Source organism: Fischerella sp. PCC 9605 (genome assembly GCF_000517105.1).
Lineage (GTDB): Bacteria > Cyanobacteriota > Cyanobacteriia > Cyanobacteriales > Nostocaceae > PCC9605.
The window spans coordinates 77,843-101,027 of sequence record NZ_KI912150.1 but is presented as its reverse complement, the minus strand read 5'-3'; the positions used below and the strand labels follow the sequence as shown (position 1 = coordinate 101,027).

Genomic DNA, 23,185 nt, shown 5'->3' with positions numbered 1-23,185 from the left:
TTCAGGTGCGTTCTACTCGGATTTTTCCAAGTACACTGCCTGGTTGCCCATTTTTTAGGCGAGAAAATCTGCCTCTGTGATATTGCTGGGATTTGTGTTAAGCACAGTTGCTATCAGTTCGCCAGTTTCAGTAACTGTGATCAAAGTATTATTACCACTGCCTGAGATCGTCAGCGTCTCAAAAGCGAAATCATACTCGAAGAAGTCTACACCATCCTGGAAGCCTTGGATGATGTCGCCTACAGGAGCAGGTACTGGTGGCTCACCTGGATCTGGTGGCTCTGGCACAAATTCCGTGTTTATCAACACAAATACATCACTGCCGTCACCGCCAATCAGCGTGTCGGCTGCGGTTTGGTCTTCAAGGTCTTCACCGCCAGTAAGAGTGTCATTTCCAGGCCCACCCAAAACTCTATCAACGCCAGTACCGCCATCGACAAAGTCATCGCCAGCTTGACCATTAAGGGTGTCATTGCCACCACCGCCGAGGACGGTGTCATTACCACCTGCACCAAAGAGGGAGTCGTTGTCTTCTCCACCATCAATCAAGTCAGCTTCAGCTCCACCAGTGATGGTCTCTAAGCCAGCACCGCCCAACAGTGTGCTTGGGCCTGCTCCGCCATCAAGGACATCATTGCCGTCTCCACCATCTAAGGTGTCAGCACCGTCTCCACCCGAGAGGATGTCATCACCACCATAGCCATAGAGAACGTCATCGCCTGCTCCACCAACGAGGGAATCATTGGCACCAGCACTTAAGCTGTCAGCATCACCGTAAAGGGTGTCATTGCCATCTCCGCCTACGAGGGTATCAGCGCCAGCGGCACCCAAGGTGTCATCACCTTCAAGAACGTCATTCCCAGCTAAACCATTTAGGAAGTCACTGTCAGCACCGCCCTGAAGGGTGTCGCCTTCATTTAGGCTGTTGCTACCAACTAGCGAGTCATTGCCTGCCCCACCATCAACCTCGCTCTTACCATCAGGGTTATTCTCAATTGTCAGAGTGTCATTACCAGCTCCGCCCAACAGAGTATCCTCGAAGCCACCAAATATCCAGTCGTTGCCAGCACCACCTTCCAAGAGGTCTTTGCCATCAAGAACATCAGTAGGACTTGTCCCACCATTGAGGGTGTCATTACCGTTCTCACCATAGAGTGAGTCCTCGCCTGCATCCCCAAATAGTCTGTCGGCACCGTTTCCACCAAATATGGTGTCCTTATCTTCCCCACCTCGGATCAGGTCAGGACCGCCTAAGCCGGAGAGTTCGTCTTCACCCGCAAAGCCTCGTATTGTATCAGCGTTATTAGTACCTTGAAGGGTATCCTTGTCCGGCGTTCCGTTGATTATTGCCATAAACTAAATTCCTTGTTTTCCAAACACAATTTTGCTAGCTAACTTGAACCTGCTGGATGCACGGTACAAAGTCAGTTGTTGCAACTCTCACCATTCCCCCCTCTCCCAAACTTGGGAGAGGGGCATCAAAGTCATGGTGAGAAGATATTGTAGGAAGTTTTCAAACATACTCCACACAACCTCACGATTAAGCATCTGCGATAGAAATGGATTAGTACTTTAGCTCACGTAGTAACGCAAGGATGGACATTGGTAGCTTTCAACAGAGTTGAAGCAATACAAGTAACAACAATGCAAGCATGTCAAACAATGACGTAATTGCACGTCTTAACTTGCCATCCTGTTTCTAAAACGTCGATTCAGTATTCAGAATTGTCTTTATGGGTGAGACAAGAGAAAGCCGGGAGACAAGGAAGTAATCTATCCTACTTATCCTACCTATCCTTATTGTCATTTGAAGATTACTGAATCAGTGATCTAGAGGCTTAAATTTTCAAGAAAAGATTCAGACAACAAAGCCTTTTCTGCAAGTATAGACACGCATCCATACTCTAGTTAATTAGCGCCCACAAAGACAATGAACTTTTGGTTCTTGTCTATAGGAGGTATTGTGTTCGCTCTATTCGGTTATGCACAGAAGTGCAAATTACCCCAAATATATTTGAAGCTCAATTTTTGAGATAGTTTCATACGCTGACAGACAGTGTTATTGTCTATCACGCTCGGCATCTTCTGCATTGGTAGTTGCATCCCAGACATACACTTATCCTTATTTTTGTAAACGAGCGAAAAGTCTGACACTTTTGACTCTTAAATTTCAAAACTCTCTGAGCAGACTAAAGATTTCTCCGCAGCTTACTTTCTTTTCCACACCAAGTTAATTAGTATGACCAAAAATCTCAGGTCATAAATTAACTTTTTGAATACATCCCTACATTCTGAAAATAAGCCGTGAGAATCAAACTATTGAGAATGATACAAAAATTTATTGCAGTTTTGTCACCAAACCTACTTGTGAAAACACAATTTGTAACACAACTTATGGATTTAATTTCTCTTTTATTTCTCTTTTTCAGAGACATTGCTTCGGAACACGCTATTTATTTTTATGGTAACAGAGTGCACTTGTCAATACTTTGTGTCGGTTTTAATCATAAAATATATCTATAGATAAATAAAAAAAGCCAGTTTAAATATTGGCTGAATAAGAAACTCGGCTAAGTTCAGTCATTTCAATCTCAATAATTAAAAAATGTTTAACTGACAAATCAGTGAAACGGACTAGTCAATTTCCCAGATGGCACAGAATCTTCTTTGGCCTTCGCACACATATCCTGGTTGGATATGCTGTGTTGATGGTCTTTTCTGCTACGGTAGCTATCCTAGCTATTCGCCAGGTTCTCTTTTTTCGTCTAGAAAAACGGATAGAAAGGTCTTTGCTTCAAGAAATGAAGGAATTCCAGCAGTTGACTAAGGGAATAAATCCCAAAACTAATCAACCTTTTGGAGATGACGTTCGTTCCATTTTTAATGTATTTCTTAATACTAATATTCCCAGCGATGATGAATTTCTTTTGACATTGTTGAACGGTAAAATCTACAAGTCTAGCCCGAGAGCACTACCGAGCTGGCTCAAAGAAAATTATTATTTACTAGAGCATTTAGCTCAACTAACAAAGGCTGAGCAAGGTAAATTCTACACCATAGACGGTGTTGTAATTTACCTCGCTCAGCCTGTAATTAGGGGAAAAACTCACGGAGTATTCGTGGTGCTTCAATCTACTGCTGGTGAAAGTTGGGAGGTAGCTGAGACGGTTTTTGTCATTATCCAGGTGATGCTCGTTGTTGCGATTTTAGCCTCGTTGTTGGCTTGGGTAATAGCTGGAAGGGTGCTCACACCCCTACGCCTGCTCACTGAAACTACTCGTTCGATTAGCGAGTCTGACCTGATGCGACGCATCCCTGTAAAAGGTTCAGACGAAATCGCCGAACTCACTATTACTTTCAACGAGATGCTCCAAAGACTGCAAGCAGCCTTTTCTAGTCAACGAGATTTTATTGATGATGCAAGTCATGAACTGCGGACGCCGATTACAATTATCCGAGGTCATCTGGAACTGCTGGGTGAAGACCCTCAAGAACGACGGGAAACGATAGAATTAGTCACTGATGAGCTAGACCGCATGAGTCGCTTTGTCGATGACCTGCTATTACTAGCTAAGGCTGAGCGACCCGATTTTTTAAAGTTAGAAATCGTAGAAATTAGTTCATTCACCAAAGAACTGTACGCTAAGGCCAAAACTTTAGCCCATCGAAACTGGTGCTTAGAGGCTGTGGCTAGTGGTCGCATTACGATTGATCCTCAGCGACTGACTCAGGCAATCATAAACTTGGTTGTGAATGCTACTCAACATACCCAAGAAGGTGATGCGATCGCCCTTGGTTCGGCGCTAACAAATGGTAAAGCGCGTTTCTGGGTGCGTGACACAGGCGAAGGAATCTCCTTTTGTGACCAAAAACGGATTTTTGAGCGCTTTGCTCGTGGCTCTAGCAGTCCCCGTCGTTCCGAGGGTGCTGGTTTGGGATTGGCAATTGTAAAGAAAATAACAGAAGCTCACAGCGGTTGGGTCGAACTTGTGAGCCGCCCGCTTGGGGGTTCTACTTTCACCATAGTTATTCCCCTAAAATCAAACTAGGAAGGTCTTTGTATGAGCCGAATTTTGATCGCAGAAGATGAATCTCGCATTGCCAGCTTTTTAGAGAAAGGTTTTAAGGCTAGTGGTTTTACCACCTCCGTAGTGTCCAACGGTGATGAAGCTATTTTCATGGCTTGTAGTGGTGATTTTGATCTACTGATCTTGGATATTGGTATTCCAGGCAAAAACGGGTGGGTAGTGTTGGCAGAATTACGCGGGCAGGGACAACAACTACCTGTGATTATTCTCACCGCTCGCGACAGTATAAAGGATAAGGTAAATGGTTTGGAAGGAGGCGCTGACGACTACGTTACTAAGCCATTTAAATTTGAGGAGCTTTTAGCTAGGGTACGCCTGCGATTGCGTAATCGTCAGCCCAAGGATGAAGATCAGATGTTGTTGAGTTTAGGCGATATTGTCCTTGACCTGCGTACTCGTCAGGTGAAAGTAGGCAACCACTCCATCGAACTATCAGCTAAAGAATTTGCCTTGACTGAAACTTTTATGCGTTATCCTGGGCAAGTCTTGACCCGGCAGCAACTGCTTAGTCATGCCTGGGGTTATGATTATGACCCTTATACCAATATTGTTGATGTCTACGTTGGTTATCTGCGTAAAAAGCTAGGTGGCAACCGCATTGAGACGGTTAGGGGCATGGGCTATCGGTTGCGTTCATGAGGAAATTCTCATCAAAAACTTAATAGTAATTTATCTGCGTAGATAAAAATAGGAATAAGCAAAGGAACACAACATTATTTTTCCCTATAAAATCGGCTAGAGCCGCAGTTTAGTAAAAAGAATTGACAACAACAGTTTTTCTAGAACTCTCAAGTGAGGTGAATATGGTGTAATGTCTCTCTATCGCTTTAGTCAAAAACTATATCTGAGATCTGTCCTGAAAATAAGGAACTCTTTACAGGGAACGGAGAACAGGGAAGAGAGATTTTCATCCTTTGCTGTGCGCCTCGGTGCATGGAATTCGTTGAACCTGGTAAAAACACCCCAAATTTTCTTGTGGGGTGGATGTCTCCACCCGTCCCATCTGAAGGGCGAGCAGGATGCCCACCCTACAATCCGGGATAATTTATTTCTTGGAAATCCCTAATACCCAAACCCAACAACAAGATTTGGAAGGATTGGCGAAATTTTATAATTGTTCGCAAGGTGAAAGAAAGCGAGATTAATCCCATGATGAGTATGGCAAAAATTGCAACACGTCTCACTCGCGCGCGATCGCCCAATTTGGTTTGTGCTTGTTGGAGCCTCACCCAAAATCAAATAAGCTGTTAGATGCAGTATTTGTAAACTCCAAAGGCGAATATATTGTTAAATTCGCCCTTACTAATTGCTTACGTAATTTTAGAGTCAATCATCTTTACAACAGTCTCCATAATATTGACTAGTTGTTTAACTTCTAGTTTTGGTAGTAGACTGAGAATTAATGCTTCAATATCTTCTGGTGATTCTGGTTCTGTTATCTCTTCATCATCTGCATTGACAGGCTCAAGAAAGATTTCATCAAAAGCAAAGCTGTCTAACCATTGATTCAACTCTGGAGGTAAGTGTTTGTAATTATGCTTGCCTTTGGAGATATTCCAATCAGAGTTGAAATCTAAGAAGCGAATCTCCCTATTTTCATCAACGTATCCTCCCCAGTTTATGTCTTCCACGCCTTTAAGTTTGACGAGGTACTGTGGTGGCTCATTTTCCTTAGTTGACTCAATATAAAATAGACCCAAATCCCACCATTTTTCAGGCAAGTCAAACTGCACAAAAAATTGGTATAGCGCATCCCTTTCACTCATTTGCTCAGGCATTGCTTAATCCTCTATTTGCGATCGTAAGCCAGCCTTGACTGGAAGGTCTGCGTTTATATCCTGCCTGTTGTTGACACCAATTGTTCATGCGGACAAAACTTTTTACTTAACTTTGTTCCAATGATTCAAGTAAAAATCTCACCTTTGTGACGCAAACAAGTAATATTTTTACATTTTTTTATGAACTAAAGAATGATTTAAACACAAAGACACTAAGACACAAAGAGGAAAATAGTCTTCTCTACTAAGATTTGGGTTCGTTTTTTACACACCTTGACAGGGCTACCTTTACAGGATTAGTTTTTGTAGCCACACGCTTTAGGTGTGGAAATATTTCAGAAAAAAGCAGAGACTTCCCCTCGTTAAGAGCTAGCTTGACACACCTTAAATTCGACATTAGTGCATAAATAAATTTTAGTCCTGTTATTGACTTTCAACACAGGAGAAAGTCATTAAAAAATGCTTATGAATTATTTGTATTTCAATCACGAAATATCTCTGATTATGTAAATCATAATAAGCTTATTATCAATAATTAATATTTTGTTATATGACTAAGCCTGTTGGAAGCAAGACCAAAGCTACTGTCTGGGTGGTGGAAAATGGCAAAATGCGATCGCGCTTAGACGATCTGACCACTGAAGAACCTTTAGAAATTCGCCTTGCCTCTCCCCGTCGTACAGTTGCTGTCACCATGCGAACACCAGGAGCAGATTTTGAACTTGCTGCTGGTTTTCTCTACACAGAAGGAATTATTAGCGAGCGCCAAGATATCCAACGTTTGAGTTACTGCGTGGATACCGAAATAGATAGCGAACAACGCTACAATATTGTAAATGTAGAACTCAAAGAAGATTTGCATCCAGATTTACAGCTTTTGGAGCGTCACTTCTACACCTCCAGCGCCTGTGGAGTTTGTGGCAAAGCTAGTCTTGAAGCTTTGCATTTGCGTGGTTGTTCAGTAATACCGCCAACACCAACAGTTACATCAGAAATTTTCTACAGCCTACCAGAGCAACTGAGGGCGGCTCAAGGTGTATTTAAAGCAACAGGAGGTTTGCACGCTGCGGCATTGTTTGATGTCCAAGGGCAGTTATTGACACTGAGAGAGGATGTAGGACGTCACAATGCCCTAGATAAATTAATAGGTTCGGCTTTGCTGAGTGACAACTTACCGTTGAGCGATCGCATTGTTATGGTCAGCGGACGTTCTAGTTTTGAGATTCTACAAAAGTGTACAGCAGCTGGAGTTCCGATTGTCTGTGCTGTTTCCGCTCCTAGCAGTTTAGCAGTTTCTGTAGCTCAGGAATTTGGAATTACTTTAATCGGATTCTTACGCGGGGAACGGTTCAACGTATATTCTGGAGTGGAGAGGATAGTAACGAAAGCTTGACAAAGCCAATGTAAATTATACCAACAGGTGAGTGACATGAAAGATTTTCAAATACAAGGAGTAAACCATATTGCGTTAGTCTGTAAAGATATGGGACGCACCGTAGACTTTTACACTAACGTACTTGGTCTAGATTTAATCAAAACCATTGCCCTACCAGACGGCGGACAACATTTCTTTTTTGATATTGGTAACGGAGATGCTTTGGCTTTTTTCTGGTTTCCGCAAGCACCAGAAGCCGCACCAGGTATTGCATCACCTCCCCGTGATGTTTGGCAAACTGGCAATATAGCCACAGCGCATGGCTCAATGAATCATTTGGCCTTCAATGTTCCAGTCGAAAAACTGGAGGAGTATAAACAAAAATTGGTTGCCAAAGGTGTAGAAGTAACTCCTGTTATGCACCATGCCGATGTTCCTTCTGGCTTTGTTCCAGAACAGGATGAAACTACATTTATTTCCTCAATTTATTTCTTCGATCCTGATGGTATCTTGCTTGAATTTGCCACAAATGTGCGCCAGTTGGGCGATCCTGAAAGGGATCTACAGCATAAACCAATTTCAGCAGTCGGTAGAGTAGAATAAACTAGCTAAACAGAATTATCATGCCATGATGGCGAGTGAGGACTTCACAGCTAAAGCTATTTTTCGCTTCCAATATCAGACAAATATGGTTTTCCAATGTACTGATGCATTCGTCACCCTGGCATCTTTTCATATTGAAAAATTAGTTGATTTCTACACTAATTTACTATCTAGTAACCCAGTAATCATAATTCCAAATGTGTATGCAGAGTTTCAATTTCCTGGTTTGCGATTGGGTATTTTTAAACCAAAACAAACCCACAATTCAGAATTTGAGAACTCCGCTAAAACCAAGATGAGTTTGTGTTTACAGGTAAATAATTTAGAAAATGCGATCGCTCACCTTACAGCCTTGGGCTATCCCCCACCCGGAGAAATTATCAACTCTTCCCACGGTAGAGAAATTTACGCCTACGATCCAGACGGCAATCGTCTAATCTTACATCAATCTGCTATACAAGATCATTAGTCATTCGTTATTAGTATAGACAAATGACAAATGACAAATGACTAAGGACTAAGAAAAAAAATGGCCATTAATCAAAACTATAAATTAAACCTAATCCAGTGGTATCCCGGTCATATTGCCAAAGCCGAAAAAGCACTTCAGGAACAGCTCAAGCTGGTAGATGTAGTACTAGAAGTACGAGATGCTAGAATTCCTTTGGCAACCTACCATCCCCAAATACCAAAGTGGGTAGGGAATAAAAAACGGGTGTTGGTGCTGAACCGCTTAGATATGATTTCTCCGCAAGTACGGCAATTGTGGACAGATTGGTTTAAAAGTCAAGGTGAAGTACCTTATTTTACTAATGCCCAACAAGGGCAAGGAGTGGCGGCGGTGTCAAAAGCAGCACAAGCTGCTGGGGTGGAGATAAATCAACGAAGACGCGATCGCGGTATGCTACCCCGTCCAGTCCGTGCTGTGGTGATTGGTTTTCCCAATGTTGGCAAGTCGGCTTTAATTAACCGCTTGGTAGGAAAGCGAGTAGTGGAAAGCGCGGCTCGTCCTGGGGTGACTCGTCAACTGCGCTGGGTGCGAATTTCGCAAGATTTAGAACTGCTGGATGCTCCTGGTGTTATTCCTGCCAAGTTGGAAGATCAAGAAGCTGGATTGAAACTAGCCATTTGTGACGATATTGGTGAAGCAGCTTATGATAATCAACTAATAGCAGCAGCATTCGTAGATTTACTGAACGACCTCTATTATAGAGCACCTGATTTATTACCAAAAAATCCCTTGCGATCGCGCTATCAACTCGATCCCACATCTTCCACGGGCGAATCATATTTACACGAATTAGCAGAACTTCGCAATAAAGGTGATGTAGAGAGAACTGCACGCCAACTTTTAACAGATTTTCGTAAGGGTTTATTGGGTACTATTCCCCTGGAATTACCGCCAATCTGAAGGCAGAAAATTTATTTCCACCGTTGAGGTAAATTAAAGCCGTCACAAAATCATGTTTTAGAAATCGACAGATGCACAATAAATAAAAGTTTTTCCTCTACCTTCCCCCCTATAAGAGGGGGGAATGAGGGGGTACACACGGATTGATTTTCCGTATGCTTTCTGTCTTCTGCCTTATTTCCCAGAACAAACATTTCTCGTTCGACTCTTCCAAATCCAACCAGATTCGGGAGAACTAATTTCTAGCCAGCCGCCTTGTTGTCTGCCAGTAACTGTCACTTTCGTTCCGGCTTTCACAACTTTTCCTGTTTTCCTGTGTCCAGATAAAGAGCGTAAATTGGATGACCTAACAACAACAATACAATTATTTTTTTCTTCCGTTTTATTTTTATTATCAGCCGTTTCTGTAACTTGATTTTTTGCAACGATAGGCGAGGGTTGGGGTGGACGACTTGTCATAATTACACCCACAGCAAGGAGAACGCTAGCACCACCACCAGCTATTAACAATGGCAAGTGGCGACGTTTGATTTGAAAATTGCTTTGTGAAGCACCAGTTTTCACCAGGTTTTGTGTTTGGGGTATTGTTGGTGGAATAGTGATTGGCGATTTAGTTGTGGGATCTGGCGGAACGTAGCAAGGTTTTGCTAATTCTTGGAGCGATCGCACAATCTTAGTTGCAGACAAATAGCCTTGTTGCAAATACTCGCGTAATACCTGGTTGACAACCACCGCTACAGCCGTTGGTGTGTTGGGACTGGTAATAGCAGCGACTGCTTCCCGGACATCGGCTGCTGACTGATAGCGGTATTTGTAATATTGGCGCACCATCTTACTCAAAATAGCTGCTAAGGAGTCGCTAACTTGGGCATGATGCTGCCAGAGTATTTCTCCACTTACAGGTTCTTCTCCTAGCTGTTTAGGATTCATGCCTGTCAAAGCTTGAATAGCAATCATACCAAGAGCATAAATATCACTATTGGGATGTGGCTTACCCAGTGCTTGCTCACTCGGCATATAACCAGGTGTACCAATGGGAACCGTTTCATTTTTGAGTTGTTCTGGAGTCATCAGTGAATACATCTTCACTTGCTTGACAGCACCAAAGTCGACTAGAACCAGCTTGTTGTCTGAACTGCGGCGGATTAAATTAGGAGGCTTGAGATCCTGATGGATTACCTCATGACTGTGGACAAATTCTAAAATGGGTAAAACTTCTTGCAGGAGGTGAATTACTTGGTCTTCACTCCACCGCACTCCTGGTTGTATTTCCAACGACAGCGGATTACCAGGGATATACTCCTGCACCAAGTAGAATTCTTCGTCTTCCTCAAAGTAAGCTAACAGTCGGGGAATCTGGTCATGATTGCCCAGCTTTTCCAGGGTTTCGGCTTCCCTTTTAAACAAGCGTCTAGCTGTTTCCAAAAAATCGGGATCGCTGATAGCTGGTTGGAGATGTTTTACTACGCAGAGAGGATTGCCAGGACGGCGAGTGTCTTCGGCAATATAAGTATGACCGAATCCTCCTTGACCTAGCATTTTAACCACCTTGTATCGCCGATCTAGCAATGTGCCAATCATGCTATGGCTAAACTAATGTAAAAAATTAACAACAATAGACTTTTACAATAATTCAGTATTTTCTTCAGGATTAATCACAAAATTTATGTATAAAGATTGAATATCCAATTTTTCACAGCATTTTGTTGATGAATGCGGATGAATGCGATCGCCCCTTGATCTCACATTCCATGCAAACAAATCATAATTGCACACCTTACCAGAACTTCGCTAGCAAGGTGATGTGGAACAGACTGCACGTCAGGTACTAACCGATTTCCTTACTGTTATCTTTTTTACTAACACCGCAGCCCTTATTCTCAATATCAGTGCGGTTCCTGCTGTAAATAAGATACCCAATAACATATTTCTCAAGCTAATTTCTTTACCATTCTTACTCACCAATAGAGCTTCCAGTATTAAAGAAGGTAATAATGCACCAAAAACTATTAAAAATCTATAAGTGATTAGATTTCTTTTTGCCAAAATAGTCAGGAGTGCTAGGTAAATCCCTAAAGGTATAAAAGTCAACGCATAGTAGAATATTTTTTGTTCTACTGGCATTAAATCTAGCAAATTTAATGAGTAAGAATTTTTGAGATTGTCTACGTATACCTGGATAGTTGCTCGGGAATAAGTGATGATTAGATGATGTGGTTTTGTATCTACAAAAATATTCGGAAAATTCAGTATTAAATCTACTCCATTTTCTCCAGTCAGTGGTGTTCTTAATCGCAAATTTAAATCCGTTCTCTGCTGCCCCACGGTAAAATTACGACGTAAGTTGTCATTAGAAATTGAGATAATTCGAGCAGGGCCAGATTGATTTGTGTCAGCAGTAGCTACAGTAGTACTTATAGTAAACTCTGAAGTTTTAGATATCCTTTTACTCAAATAGTTAACAGGATATGCTGTTTCTAGCCAATTGCTAGAACTCAACGAAATTCCTTTTCTTTCCTGAGCATCTGAGGGTTGACCTTGCCACAAGAGTTTAGGCTGCTTTCCACTTTGATCTCGGTAGAATAATTTGCCCTCTTTATCTAATTGATAAGAAGCCAGAAGAGAATTTCCGAGATTATTAAAGTAATTTCTATCCTCAAATACCTGCAACACTTCACGGTTTGAAATAGCTTTATCAGCGATATGAACTTCAGATATATATCCTTGCCAAGGTCTTTCTCCTGTTACTTCATTGCCAATAGCCAGTGGATAGTTTGGGTTCCAATTACTCAACGATGTTGTACTTTTCCAATATACTAAAGTCAAGAATGTTAATAATATATATCCAATACAAAACACAGTAATTCTTTTATGAACCTGGTTAATTGTATTATTTTCTACACTTGCTAATTTGTATGCAAAGCTTTTAGAACTAAACCAATTAAAGCAAAGCCAACCAACAAAACCACCAATACTATTGTTGATAATGTCTTCAGGAGTAGGTGCTCTAGAAGGAAGAAAAACTTGTGAAACTTCAACTAGCGTTGATAAACTCGTACTTGCCAATGTAACTATTAAAATTTCTAGTATCAATTTTATCCTGATTCTTTGCAAGACACGGCTTAAAAAAAAGCCTAAAGGTATAAACAATAAAATATTGTTAACCCTGTCTTGAAAAGTACTAGTATTAATAAAACTAGCAATCAATTCTTGTAAAGAAAAACTTTCGGTAAATGAAAAATTAAAGGGATACAATGTCGCTAACAGCACTACTAATATGCTGACACTAACAAATCCATAGTCTTTAAGCAAGGCTAAAGAATGAGTTGTGCGAAACATCTGATGTTTTTTCATAACTGTTAATTTTAGCTATACAACTTGTCTGCAATATCTAACTAAGGTTATAGTCTGGAAAATAACCATTGATGAATTCAACATCTATACTGAAACTCAGTGATTAACCATGCTAAAATCAAGCGCTCTTTTTTAGTATTTTCTATTCACAAAGAATAAATATCTAGAGACGATAAATATTCTGTTAAACTTCTGTGAAGAACGCAGTAATTGGCTTTTTTATCTGAAATCGCACCCGCTGAATTTTTATCCTCAAAAGACTTCAACCTATCTAGCCCCTTTTCCAGAAAAAGATATGATAATTTAAAGTGATTAAGTAAGTAGAAAGGCATAAATAAACTAAAAACAGTGCGGGCTAGAAGCCCACCCCACAAGAGCTTTAGTAATATTGTGGGGTGGGCATCCTGCCCGCCCGTATAAAATACAAGATATTTTACGTTTAATTATGTTGACCTACTTAAAATAATTCGATTTAACAGTAATATTTATAACTTAATTGCTAATTTCGAGTTGTCGGAATGCTCGGGGAAGTGCCATAAATAATAAGGATTAAACCTTGGCATATTCCCCAGTTTCCAAGATAGATCACACCCATGACTGAACTCAAACTGCGCTTGCAAGAGGGAAATACAGAAAGAACGGTGACAGTCGATCAAGATGTATTCACCATCGGTCGTTTGCCAGAATGCGATCTATACTTACCCTTTGGGGGAGTTTCTCGTTGGCACGCCCGTCTGGTGAGAACAGCTGCTAATATCTGGGCGATTGAGGATATGGGCAGTAAAAACGGGACGCAATTGAACGATCGCCTTGTCACCTCTCCTCAGCAGGTGCGTCACGGTGACATTATTTGGTTGGGGGATGTGAGTGTTGTAGTACTGTTGACAGATGCTTTGGCAACAGTAATGCCCAAGCAGATTGACACTGGCGAACACAGAACTATTTTTCACAACGTCAAACAACTACAACAGCAATGGATACAAGGTGATAGTCACAACGGTGATATCAGCAACAAAGATAAAAGTATTGCTCGTCTCAAAGACTTGGTAGATATAGCCAAAAATCTTTCTGCGGCAGCATCTATAGAAGCAATTTTCTCTCAAGTACAGGAAGTCGTCTTTCGTTATTTAAATAGTATCGATCGCTTGGCATTGTTAATCGATATCAGTGGTGGCGGCAAATTGGAGTTATTGAATGCTGCTACTAGAAATACTTGTCAATATGAATATCTACCAAATGATGGTAGCTGGATTAGCCGTAGTATTTGTCAGAAGGTATTTGAAGAAAAAGTTGCCATTCAAACCGCTGATGCCCAGCATGATGAACGCTTTGCCGGCGAACACAGTATTTTAGTCAAAGATATTCGCAGTGCAATGGCAGTACCTTTGTGGGATGAAAATAAGGTGGTTGGTGTTCTCTATGCCGATGCCCATCTCTCTTCTTACCATTGGGCAAAAGAAGGTGAAGAAGAACTCAGCTTTTTTTCCGCTTTGGCAAACCTTGTCGCTTCCAGCGTCCAACGTTGGCTATTGGCAGAAAAACTCAAAAGTGAAGAAGTGATTCGCCACAGACTAGAACGCTATCATTCTCCGGGAGTTGTGCAGCAATTGATAGCAGTGGGAGCATTGCCTGATGGCCGTTTACCTCCACGCGAGAGTGAAATCAGCATTTTGTTTGCAGATATTGTCGGTTTTACCGCCATCTCTGAACGGTTCACAGCCAATGAGATTGCCGAATTGCTGAATAAATTATTTGAGGAAATGCTGCAAGAAGTGTTTGCCTATGGCGGCACTTTGGATAAGTATATTGGCGATTGTATCATGGCATTTTTTGGCGCTCCCGAACCACAACCAGATCATGCCGAACGCGCAGTGTCTTCAGCAATGAAAATGCTTGCTCGTCTGGAACATCTGAATGCTAGTAATTTTTGGCAGGAACCTCTGCAATTAAGGATTGCAATTAACAGCGGTAAGGCTGTAGTTGGAGATGTCGGCAGTTCCCAACGGGTAGACTACACTGCCTTAGGTGCAACTATAAATCTGGCTGCACGCATGGAAGCAATTTGTCCCCCTGGTGAATGCGTTGTCAGTGAAGCCACTTATCGAATGCTGTCAAAATCTTCATACTTTCAAGAGATGGGAGACTATCGCTTTAAGGGTATTGATCGATTAATCAAAGTTTATAAAACTTGTCATCAACCTTAAATTTGAACCTACTTGTGAGAAAAGTAGGTAGTGGCAAAAACATTAAAAACTATTTCCCAACCTTTCGACAAAAAGTAGGAAAAGTCAGAAAAGTATGCAAATAATTCCAGTAGAAAAGCTAATAGTATTGCTGGAAAGTTAGATATGGAAAAGAATAACGCTATTTTATCTAGTTTGTAATACTGACGGTAAAATATTTTGACGTGTGATTTGTTAATTGACATTTATAATTTCAATTGTATAAGATAAGTATGAGAAAACTATAACTTCATAACTAATGCATTGTCTTGAATGTTACAGTTTCAAGTTTTTGGAAATTATAACTACAGAGGTAAGCTGTTGCACTGTCAAGCATGTATCTTGATACTAGATTTGTGTCAAAAACAGTAAATCTTTACCTCTCTTCCTGTCTCACCCTTGTCTCCTAGTCTCCACTGCCCAAAAGCTTGGTGGCTAATCAGTCTAAAGTATTTAAAATGTTTGAAACGAAGTTGAATGAGTTATGGATTTATGTCTGCAAAAAAGTAGATTTTTCTTAGTTTTGACATACCATTCATCCTGGCGATGAAGAGATTTTAGCCTCAGTATTTAGCGTAAAGTTGGTAGAAAGGATATGCAAATAAACAGCTAATTATACAGTCGCAGCAGAGTAAAGTTTTAGTACCGATAACGATTTCTTTTTCAGAATTGCTCATATCCACAATATTATAGCTAGCCTATTAATTAACCCCCACAAAATGCTGTCTAGCCTAATACATATACACTATCTTTACAATTCCTCAAGGTTGTCAAATGACCGTTTATAAATATCAGGTCGGTGGCAGTCTGACTATTGATGCTCCTAGTTATGTTGAGCGACAGGCTGACACGCAACTATATGAAGCGCTCAAAGCTGGTGAATTTTGTTATGTTCTTAACTCCCGGCAAATGGGTAAATCTTCACTGCTAGTTAGAACTCGGCATCGCTTGCAACAAGAAGGGTTCAAATGTACGACAGTCGATATGACCAATATTGGCTGCGAAAATATTACTCCTCAGCAGTGGTACAAGGGAATTGTTGGTGAGTTATGTTTAGGTTTTAAGCTGTTAGGAAAAATTAACTTAAAAAAGTGGTGGCAGGAGCATGAAGATATTCCTTTACTTCAGAGATTGAGCCGATTTATTTCCGAAGTACTGCTAGTTCAACTTCCTGATGAAAGGCTATTCATCTATATTGATGAAGTTGATAGTATTAAGAGCCTAAATTTTTCCGTTGATGACTTTTTTGCCTTGATTCGGTTTTGCTATAACCAAAGAGCGGTAGATCCAGAATACAACCGCATTACATTTGCTATTTGTGGGGTGACAACACCATCAGATTTAATTCAAGATCCAAAGCGCACCCCTTTTAATATTGGTAAAGCAATAGAACTGCATGGCTTTACTTTAGATGAAGTCCAGCCATTAGCTCAAGGATTAGGAGAGACGCGCCATGGCGCGTCTGTACAAGGTAATGCTCAGGCAATTCTCAAAGAAATTTTAGCTTGGACAGGGGGGCAACCTTTTCTGACGCAAAAATTGTGTCAGTTGGTAATGAGTTCAAGTCAAGACACAGTGAGTGGGGCACTGACAGTTCCTCCCGGTACAGAAGCGTTTTGGGTGGAAAGTATTGTTAAATCTCGTATTATTCAAAAGTGGGAATCTCAGGACGAACCAGAACATTTGCGGACAATTCGCGATCGCCTCCTCTCGAACGAACAAATAGCAGGGCGTGTCCTGGGAATATACCAGCAAATTTTGGCTGGTACGGTTGTACCAAGCAACGACAGTCGAGAACAAATTGAACTACTTCTGTCGGGTTTAGTTGTCAATCGGCAGGGATATCTAGAAGTAAAGAACCCAATCTATCAAGCAATCTTTAGCTCTGAATGGGTTGCAAGACACATAGAGAATCTGCGTCCCTACGCTCAACGCTTCAATGCTTGGATCGCCTCACACGAACAAGATGAGTCTCAGCTTTTGATTGGAACGGCATTAGACTCAGCATTGACTTGGGCCAGAAATAAAAGCCTCAGCGACCTAGATTATCGCTTTTTAGCCGCAAGTCAGGAACTAACAAAACGAGAAATTGAAAGCGATTTAGCAGCTGAAAAGCAGGCTAGACAAATTGAACGAGAAAAAGCGAAATTTGCGATACTCGCTGCCAAACAAGCCCATCAAATCCTGGCAGAGGCACGCAAAACTGCTAAACGAAATGCTCAAAAGTTGCGCCTGGGCAAAGGTTGGATCGCCAGCATTGCTGGGGGAGTAACTAGTTTAGTCCTGCTTGTGCGTACAAGCGGACTACTACAAGGTATGGAGTGGACAGTACTAGATCGCTTTTTTCAAGCACGTCCAAGACCAGAAATTGAGCCTCAGATTACGATTATTACGATTGATGAGCCAGATATTCAGCAAATAGGTCAGTTTCCTGTGCCAGATCGCGTGTTAGCTCAAGCTATCCAGACTTTAAGAAGCAAAAAACCCAGAGCAATTGGACTGGATTTATATCGAGATTTGCCTGTAGAACCCGGTTATCAGGAATTAGTCAGACAGTTTAGGACAACTCCCAACTTGATTGGCATTGAAAAAGCAGTGGGTCATCAGGTTCCCCCATCACCAGTTTTAGCTCAATTGGGTCAGGTGGCCCTTGCCGATCAGGTTTTGGATGCAGATGGCAAGGTGCGTCGTGCTTTGCTGTCAGTGAAACTTTCAAACAATGAATTACGCCTTAATCTAGGCTTGCGACTGGCGCTACGCTACTTGGAAGATCTTGGTATTAAACCTGAACCCCTCCCAAACAATCCCAATCGGATACGTCTGGGGAAAGCTATACTTGTTCCTTTTCAAGCCAACGATGGGGGCTATGTCCGGGCTGATGCAGGCGGGTATCAAATTTTGCTTAACTATCACAGCACTCAGGAACAATTTCAAACCTTCTCGATCGCAGATTTGTTAGCTAATCGCATACCATCAGAAAAATTGCGCGATCGCGTTGTCCTGATCGGTTCAATTGCTGAAAGTGTCAACGACAGGTTTCAAACACCCTACAGCAACCAGATTTTTGGTTCCCCGAAACAAATGGCAGGTGTGATGGTTCATGCAAATATCACCAGCCAGATTGTAAGTGCAGCGTTACAAGGACAGCCCATACTACAAGTTTGGTCGGAAGGAGTCGAATGGCTTTGGATTTTGCTTTGGTCTGGAGTGGGAGCAGTGTTAAGTTGGCAACTCAAGTCATCCAGATCGATAGTCGCTGCTGTTGCGATTGCAGGAGGAGGGCTGATGGGAATTGCCTACCTTACCTTTTTACAGGGTTGGTGGATTCCTACTGTCCCTCCGATGATTGGGCTTGTAGTTACTGCTATGACTCTGCCGATAGTCACTAATAGGCATTTAGAAAAAATTCAGCTTCGTCAAACTTTAGAATTGCTGGTTGCTATTACCAAAGAACAACCAGCTGCTGGACAAATTGCCATTGAATATCTCAAGCAGGCAGAAAGCCAAGAAAATCAGGCATTGATTGAGCGGATGGTTGCTCAAGAACCAAGAATCATTTTGGAACATCAACACGACTTGTCGTGCTGACGTTTTGGGCAGACCCATAACTTTAGTAAGATGCCAATTGAGTTCAGATCGCCAGAAATAATAATCTTTTAGGCAGACATAGCGATCGCAAAATCAGTTTCATAATCAAAATGGACTTGATTGAACAATCGGGTCGCGATCGCCAAATAACTAGTATCTAGATATACTTTCTTCCTAATTCAACTTGGTGTCTTGGTGTCTTGGTGGTTCAATAAAATTTAACTTTCCATAAAACAGACCAATAACGGAGTTAAGATGGCGAAAGAAATAGAGCGTAAATTTTTACTTAAAGGAGATGATTGGAGAAAACTAGCTAAGGGTAGTGTATACCGTCAAGGATACATTCCTACACAAGGAGCTACTGTACGTGTTCGCATAGTAGGAAACCAAGGTTACTTAACAATTAAAGGCCCCAGTGTCAAATATTCGAGGTCTGAGTTTGAGTATCCCATTCCGATTGAAGATGCTAAGGAAATGCTTGAAACATTGTGCGATCGCCCTTTAATAGAAAAAATCAGATACAAAGTAGAGTGGGGTGGTTTGATTTGGGAAATAGATGAGTTTGAAGGAGTCAATAAAGGACTGATATTAGCAGAAGTCGAACTCAGCGATGAAAAACAAGAGATTGAATTGCCAAGCTGGATTGGCGAAGAAGTTTCAAGCAATCCCAAATATTACAACAGAAATTTAGTGAAATACCCCTTTTCGCAATGGTAATTAATGGTAATTAGCGATCGCTTGCCAACTTATCAGCAATACGTGTAGTTTCTGGCAACCGATATTTGGGCGTGCAACGCAATACATAATCAATTGCTGTAGTCAGGCTGATGCGATGACCGCTAGAGACATATACAGGCTTAACTCCAATGCGTGTCCTTAACACAGCCCCAATAGTTTCACCTTTATGTACCAGTGGCTGCCAGCGACCTCTTGTTTCTGACAAGTCTTCATGCTTGCCGATGAGTAAGGATTTAGCTACACCGATAGTAGGAATATCTACTAGTACACCCAGATGACAAGCTATTCCAAATCTGCGGGGATGAGCTATTCCTTGACCATCACACAAAATTAAATCTGGTGTTATTTTTATCTTTTCTAGAGCATCCAAAACAGCTGGTATTTCCCGAAAAGAGAGAAAACCAGGAATATAAGGGAAAGATGTGGGACGACGTGCAATGCTCGTCTCTTGTAACTGCAAATCAGGAAAACTCAGTACTGCTACTGCCGCACGGCTAATTGTACCATCAGCTTCAAAACCCATATCCACTCCAGCAACGTATTGCACAGGTTCTTGGAATTGATCGCTGGTAATGACCTCAGATTGCAGTTTTTCTTGGATTGCTATAGCTTCCTCTACTGTCAGAGTCCAAGCATGACGTTGATAAATCTTCATACTTAAATTTCTTTGATTCTCGCTTCCATCTAAAGGACAAATATCCCTTATCCGCCTCATCACTCGCTTCACTCTCGTCAATGAGGTCTTGATTTTTCTCCTCTAATTCCCGCATGTATTGCCTAAGTACACCTCCAACAGCAATGCCTCTGGTTTTGTGTAACTGACGAGTTAATTCTAAAAACCATTCCCTATTAGCTACCAAGTCTGACTCTTTCACCTGATATTTAAGAATTTCTGGAATGAGTGCTTTGGGATCGTGATGTTTGGCGATCGCACTTACATGAACAATAGGCTGATAATCAATCCGCAGGCACTGCTGCCATAATGCTATCCACTTAACATGAGAGAGATAGCCATGACTGAAATAGGAAGGTGGAACTATTGCCAAAATATGTAAATGTGGGTGTGCTGATACTCCATCTCGACTTTTAGTAACTTCAACTGATTTTACCCATCCTTTCGCACGCCACGCCTTTAACTCAGTCAAGCGCTTAAAAGCTTTGTTCATTCCATCTAAAGTTAGCCGTAGTTCTTCAATATTGCAGTTTTTAACTGTCAGCGTGATAAACAACCAACGATACTTAGGATAGTCGGCGATAACTTGGGGAAGAATTTTGTAAGCTTTTGCTTTCCACATCAGACTTCGCCGCCATTGACAAACCGGACAGTGACGAACACGACAGAATCGCGCATCTGATAATTTTAACTGAAGAATATCTTCCGATGGCTCTGGTACTAATTGAAACTCCAGCACTTCGGAACACATTCTCATCCGCCAAGCATATCGATTGAAGCAACCTTCACCTGCACTAGCATAGTAGTCAGAAATTTTATCAGCATTGGTTCGATGCTTTTCCCAAGTTTTGCCTGTTGGGGAAACATCAGTTAAACTCAATGTATTTTTACTGTGTTGATACTTACTTTGAGGCGATACATTGACAATAAAATTTCTGTCTGAGGTTTGAGTAGACATGAAATACCCAAATGTTTTTCAGTCTCATTGACACCTCAAAATAACATTAATTTTACAATTGCATTACGGTAATTTCACTTATAAATGCTAGATATAACCTTCAGCTTGTGATGAGCTACTTGTCACTAGGCATTGCTGCTTTACTGTCTGCAAATAAAGCGATCGCCCCACAGCTGAGAGGTGATCGATCGCGCACTTTCCTATATTAAGTATTTAATAAAATTGAGCCAGAGTGATTCCATAACAAACGAACGCACTTATTGTCATTACAACACTAAGTCTTGTGGTTAGGAACGCACTTGTTGTCGTTACGACACCAAGTCTTGTGGTTAGGAACGCACTTGTCGTCGTTACAACACTAAGTCTTGTGGTTAGGAACGCACTTGTCGTCGTTACGACACCAAGTCTTGTCGTGACAACACAGCGAAACTTTTGCACCAAGACTCTGCGACCCTCTGCGCTTACCTTTGCGCCCCTCTGCGTTTAAAATCCCTACTCTTTTACTTCACCTCAACCCCAACTGCTGCTTTAACGCCTCTGGCACATTCACCGCTTTATCTAAGCCACGCACACCGCCCCACTCCAAATTTTCATTCCAAGTCATTTTTTCTAAGTTAGCGTCGCTAAGGTCAGCACCACCTAAAATGGCATGACTAAGATTTGTATGACTTAGATCCGCGCCGTTAAGGATAGCACCGCTGAGGTTACTGCCACTCAGGTTAGCACTGCTGAGATTGGCATAGCTAAGGTCAGTTCCGAAAAGGATAGCATCGCTAATATCCGCACCACTAAGGTCAGCTTCGTTAAGAATGACGCCACTAAGATCGGCTTCGTTGAGAATTACTTCACTAAGATCTACACCGCTGAGGTCAGCACCGAGGAGAATCGCACTTTTGAGGTTAGCACCGTGGAGTTTGGCACCGTTGAGTTTAGCGTAGCTGAGATCGGCAGCGATGAGGATGGCATCCCGGAGATTGGCACCAAAGAGGATGGTGTCACTGAGGTTAGTACCTTTGAGAGTGGCATGATTGAGGTCAGTACCGCTGAGGTCGGCGCGGCAAAGGTCGGCATGGCTGAGGTTAGCACCGTTGAGGTTGGCGTCGCTGAGGTTAGCACCAAAGAGGATGGCGTGATTAAGGTGGCTGCTGCTGAGTTTGGCATCCCGGAGGTTAGTGCTGGTGAGGTTGGCGTGGCTGAGGTCAGCACCGTTTAGATTAGCACTGGAAAGGTCAGCACTGGAAAGCTCAGCACGGTTGAGGTCAGCACCACTGAAATTAGCACCACTAAGGTTAGCACTGCTGAGGTCGGTACATCTGAGGCTAGCACCACTGAGGTTAGCACCGCTGAGGTTGGCATCGCCAAGGTTAGCAGCACTGAGATTAGCACCGCTGAAGTTAGCACCAGTTAGATTGGCATCACCAAAATAAGCACCGCTAAGGTTGGCATTGCTGAAGTTAACACCAGTCAGGTTCGCATCGCCGAGATAAGCACCGCTTAAGTTGCTGCCTTGGAGAAATTCCCCGACAATATTACTAAAATTGCCGATTTCTATGGCATCACTATAGTTGATAACACGCAGCAGCCCGGATGTGAAGAAGTTATCTGTATCGCGTTGACCAGAGGGATAGAAAATTATTTTTGCCTTTAGGTTATCTCGATGTTGAGCATAGCAGTGTAATTCCAACAGCAAAATCAGCACGTTCAGCCCTGTATTGATGTCTACTTGCCGCAGTCCGATCGCCATATTTTGTGCTTGCAACTGCAACATCTTTTTTTGTGGTAGGTTATCATGAGGTGCTGCATCTATAAATTCCCCTTGACACCAGCGCTGATAAAATTGTTCTAGACGCTGGAATAGCACCACTGGGCAGAAATCGCGACTGGCAATCAGTTTCTGGATGAGAACTTCTACAATTTCTCCTTTGAGTGCCCCATTGCCAAATAAATCGTAAATCTTTTCATCCAACTGGCGATCGCTAATTCTAAAACTCCCACCAGCAACCGTTTTTGTCCATTCTTCTAAACTTTCTTGCAATTGTTCGGGCAACAGCAATTCTCTGAAATTAGTTTGAGTCTTGTTAATTTTTAATAAAGTCAAACCTAATTCGGACTCAAGATGTGTTTGGTCTGACATCTGTTCTGCCTGCGATCTCCTGACATAAGTTATCAAACGCTTCCATACTTCAGATAACCGTGCCATACTTGTATCCATGAATACTATTACACCCGCTGATGATCTAGAGCTAACCTGAAGACTTTTCTTTGCCAAGATGGTTGTCAACCATCTAAAGTATTAGTATTATTTGTTACGCTTTTTGCATTTCATCTTTTAATCGACTTTTCCTTTTATTTAACCTAAAATGTCTAGCTAAAACGTTTTTTGTTTGTCAGTAACTC

At 41.8% G+C, this 23,185-nt stretch carries 16 protein-coding genes; 9 read left to right on the top strand and 7 right to left on the bottom strand.

Annotation, left to right across the window (positions count from 1 at the left end):
• Window positions 1-54: 54 nt before the first annotated feature.
• Window positions 55-1,353 carry a calcium-binding protein gene (locus FIS9605_RS0123855; RefSeq protein WP_026734843.1) on the bottom strand — a complete coding sequence of 433 codons (1,299 nt, stop codon included), beginning with the start codon at window positions 1,351-1,353 and terminating at the stop codon, window positions 55-57.
• Between the two features lie 1,355 nt (window positions 1,354-2,708).
• On the opposite strand from FIS9605_RS0123855, the gene FIS9605_RS0123850 reads away from it, so the two are divergent.
• On the top strand, window positions 2,709-4,049 hold the full coding sequence (locus FIS9605_RS0123850) for a sensor histidine kinase (protein ID WP_155960503.1): 1,341 nt from the start codon (window positions 2,709-2,711) through the stop codon (window positions 4,047-4,049).
• 12 nt (window positions 4,050-4,061) lie between these two features.
• Window positions 4,062-4,727 carry a response regulator transcription factor gene (locus FIS9605_RS0123845; RefSeq protein WP_026734841.1) on the top strand — a complete coding sequence of 222 codons (666 nt, stop codon included), beginning with the start codon at window positions 4,062-4,064 and terminating at the stop codon, window positions 4,725-4,727.
• A 671-nt stretch (window positions 4,728-5,398) separates the two neighbouring features.
• On the opposite strand, the gene FIS9605_RS0123835 is transcribed toward FIS9605_RS0123845, so the two are convergent.
• Window positions 5,399-5,866 carry a hypothetical protein gene (locus FIS9605_RS0123835; protein WP_026734839.1) on the bottom strand — a complete coding sequence of 156 codons (468 nt, stop codon included), beginning with the start codon at window positions 5,864-5,866 and terminating at the stop codon, window positions 5,399-5,401.
• A 550-nt stretch (window positions 5,867-6,416) separates the two neighbouring features.
• On the opposite strand from FIS9605_RS0123835, the gene fdhD reads away from it, so the two are divergent.
• The 4 genes from fdhD to ylqF all read left to right on the top strand — a co-directional run bounded on the left by fdhD (window position 6,417) and on the right by ylqF (window position 9,255).
• Entirely contained in the window at window positions 6,417-7,259 is an 843-nt protein-coding gene (fdhD, locus tag FIS9605_RS0123830) for a formate dehydrogenase accessory sulfurtransferase FdhD (RefSeq protein WP_026734838.1), read from the top strand.
• Between the two features lie 36 nt (window positions 7,260-7,295).
• Window positions 7,296-7,844 carry a VOC family protein gene (locus tag FIS9605_RS0123825; protein ID WP_026734837.1) on the top strand — a complete coding sequence of 183 codons (549 nt, stop codon included), beginning with the start codon at window positions 7,296-7,298 and terminating at the stop codon, window positions 7,842-7,844.
• Window positions 7,845-7,929: 85 nt separating this feature from the next.
• A complete protein-coding gene (locus tag FIS9605_RS0123820; protein WP_026734836.1) occupies window positions 7,930-8,313 on the top strand; it encodes a VOC family protein in 384 nt (127 codons plus the stop codon).
• 60 nt (window positions 8,314-8,373) lie between these two features.
• Window positions 8,374-9,255, top strand: coding sequence for a ribosome biogenesis GTPase YlqF (gene ylqF / locus FIS9605_RS0123815; protein WP_026734835.1), 882 nt, complete (start codon window positions 8,374-8,376; stop codon window positions 9,253-9,255).
• A gap of 174 nt (window positions 9,256-9,429) precedes the next feature.
• Here ylqF and FIS9605_RS0123810 read toward each other — a convergent pair whose 3' ends face one another.
• Window positions 9,430-10,836: a serine/threonine protein kinase gene (locus tag FIS9605_RS0123810; protein WP_026734834.1), complete on the bottom strand. Its 1,407-nt coding sequence runs from the start codon at window positions 10,834-10,836 to the stop codon at window positions 9,430-9,432.
• Window positions 10,837-11,076: 240 nt separating this feature from the next.
• Window positions 11,077-12,609, bottom strand: a complete 1,533-nt coding sequence (locus FIS9605_RS0123805; RefSeq protein WP_026734833.1) for a VanZ family protein — start codon at window positions 12,607-12,609, stop codon at window positions 11,077-11,079.
• Between the two features lie 593 nt (window positions 12,610-13,202).
• Here FIS9605_RS0123805 and FIS9605_RS0123800 point away from each other — a divergent pair.
• From FIS9605_RS0123800 to FIS9605_RS0123790, 3 genes are all read left to right on the top strand, one after another.
• Window positions 13,203-14,813 (top strand): adenylate/guanylate cyclase domain-containing protein, encoded by a 1,611-nt coding sequence (locus tag FIS9605_RS0123800; RefSeq protein ID WP_026734832.1) that lies wholly within the window; start codon window positions 13,203-13,205, stop codon window positions 14,811-14,813.
• Window positions 14,814-15,605: 792 nt separating this feature from the next.
• Window positions 15,606-18,419 carry a CHASE2 domain-containing protein gene (locus FIS9605_RS0123795; protein ID WP_026734831.1) on the top strand — a complete coding sequence of 938 codons (2,814 nt, stop codon included), beginning with the start codon at window positions 15,606-15,608 and terminating at the stop codon, window positions 18,417-18,419.
• Between the two features lie 255 nt (window positions 18,420-18,674).
• Complete coding sequence (locus tag FIS9605_RS0123790; RefSeq protein ID WP_026734830.1) at window positions 18,675-19,136, top strand: CYTH domain-containing protein; 462 nt, start codon at window positions 18,675-18,677, stop codon at window positions 19,134-19,136.
• Window positions 19,137-19,146: 10 nt separating this feature from the next.
• Here the strand turns inward: FIS9605_RS0123790 and nfi are convergent, their stop codons facing one another.
• The 3 genes from nfi to FIS9605_RS0123775 form a co-directional block, all read right to left on the bottom strand.
• Window positions 19,147-19,812, bottom strand: a complete 666-nt coding sequence (gene nfi, locus FIS9605_RS0123785; RefSeq protein WP_026734829.1) for a deoxyribonuclease V — start codon at window positions 19,810-19,812, stop codon at window positions 19,147-19,149.
• Window positions 19,736-20,788, bottom strand: coding sequence for a protein rep (locus tag FIS9605_RS37950; protein ID WP_082209846.1), 1,053 nt, complete (start codon window positions 20,786-20,788; stop codon window positions 19,736-19,738). Before FIS9605_RS37950 ends, nfi begins: the two co-directional genes overlap by 77 nt.
• 505 nt (window positions 20,789-21,293) lie before the next feature.
• Complete coding sequence (locus FIS9605_RS0123775) at window positions 21,294-22,988, bottom strand: pentapeptide repeat-containing protein (RefSeq protein ID WP_026734828.1); 1,695 nt, start codon at window positions 22,986-22,988, stop codon at window positions 21,294-21,296.
• Between the last annotated feature and the right edge of the window lie 197 nt (window positions 22,989-23,185).

Coding starts and splice junctions, on each gene's coding strand:
- FIS9605_RS0123855 (WP_026734843.1), bottom strand. CDS start 1,353: ATGGCAATAATCAACGGAACGCCGGACAAGGATACCCTTCAAGGTACT.
- FIS9605_RS0123850 (WP_155960503.1), top strand. CDS start 2,709: ATGGTCTTTTCTGCTACGGTAGCTATCCTAGCTATTCGCCAGGTTCTC.
- FIS9605_RS0123845 (WP_026734841.1), top strand. CDS start 4,062: ATGAGCCGAATTTTGATCGCAGAAGATGAATCTCGCATTGCCAGCTTT.
- FIS9605_RS0123835 (WP_026734839.1), bottom strand. CDS start 5,866: ATGCCTGAGCAAATGAGTGAAAGGGATGCGCTATACCAATTTTTTGTG.
- fdhD (WP_026734838.1), top strand. CDS start 6,417: ATGACTAAGCCTGTTGGAAGCAAGACCAAAGCTACTGTCTGGGTGGTG.
- FIS9605_RS0123825 (WP_026734837.1), top strand. CDS start 7,296: ATGAAAGATTTTCAAATACAAGGAGTAAACCATATTGCGTTAGTCTGT.
- FIS9605_RS0123820 (WP_026734836.1), top strand. CDS start 7,930: ATGGTTTTCCAATGTACTGATGCATTCGTCACCCTGGCATCTTTTCAT.
- ylqF (WP_026734835.1), top strand. CDS start 8,374: ATGGCCATTAATCAAAACTATAAATTAAACCTAATCCAGTGGTATCCC.
- FIS9605_RS0123810 (WP_026734834.1), bottom strand. CDS start 10,836: ATGATTGGCACATTGCTAGATCGGCGATACAAGGTGGTTAAAATGCTA.
- FIS9605_RS0123805 (WP_026734833.1), bottom strand. CDS start 12,609: ATGAAAAAACATCAGATGTTTCGCACAACTCATTCTTTAGCCTTGCTT.
- FIS9605_RS0123800 (WP_026734832.1), top strand. CDS start 13,203: ATGACTGAACTCAAACTGCGCTTGCAAGAGGGAAATACAGAAAGAACG.
- FIS9605_RS0123795 (WP_026734831.1), top strand. CDS start 15,606: ATGACCGTTTATAAATATCAGGTCGGTGGCAGTCTGACTATTGATGCT.
- FIS9605_RS0123790 (WP_026734830.1), top strand. CDS start 18,675: ATGGCGAAAGAAATAGAGCGTAAATTTTTACTTAAAGGAGATGATTGG.
- nfi (WP_026734829.1), bottom strand. CDS start 19,812: ATGAAGATTTATCAACGTCATGCTTGGACTCTGACAGTAGAGGAAGCT.
- FIS9605_RS37950 (WP_082209846.1), bottom strand. CDS start 20,788: ATGTCTACTCAAACCTCAGACAGAAATTTTATTGTCAATGTATCGCCT.
- FIS9605_RS0123775 (WP_026734828.1), bottom strand. CDS start 22,988: ATGGCACGGTTATCTGAAGTATGGAAGCGTTTGATAACTTATGTCAGG.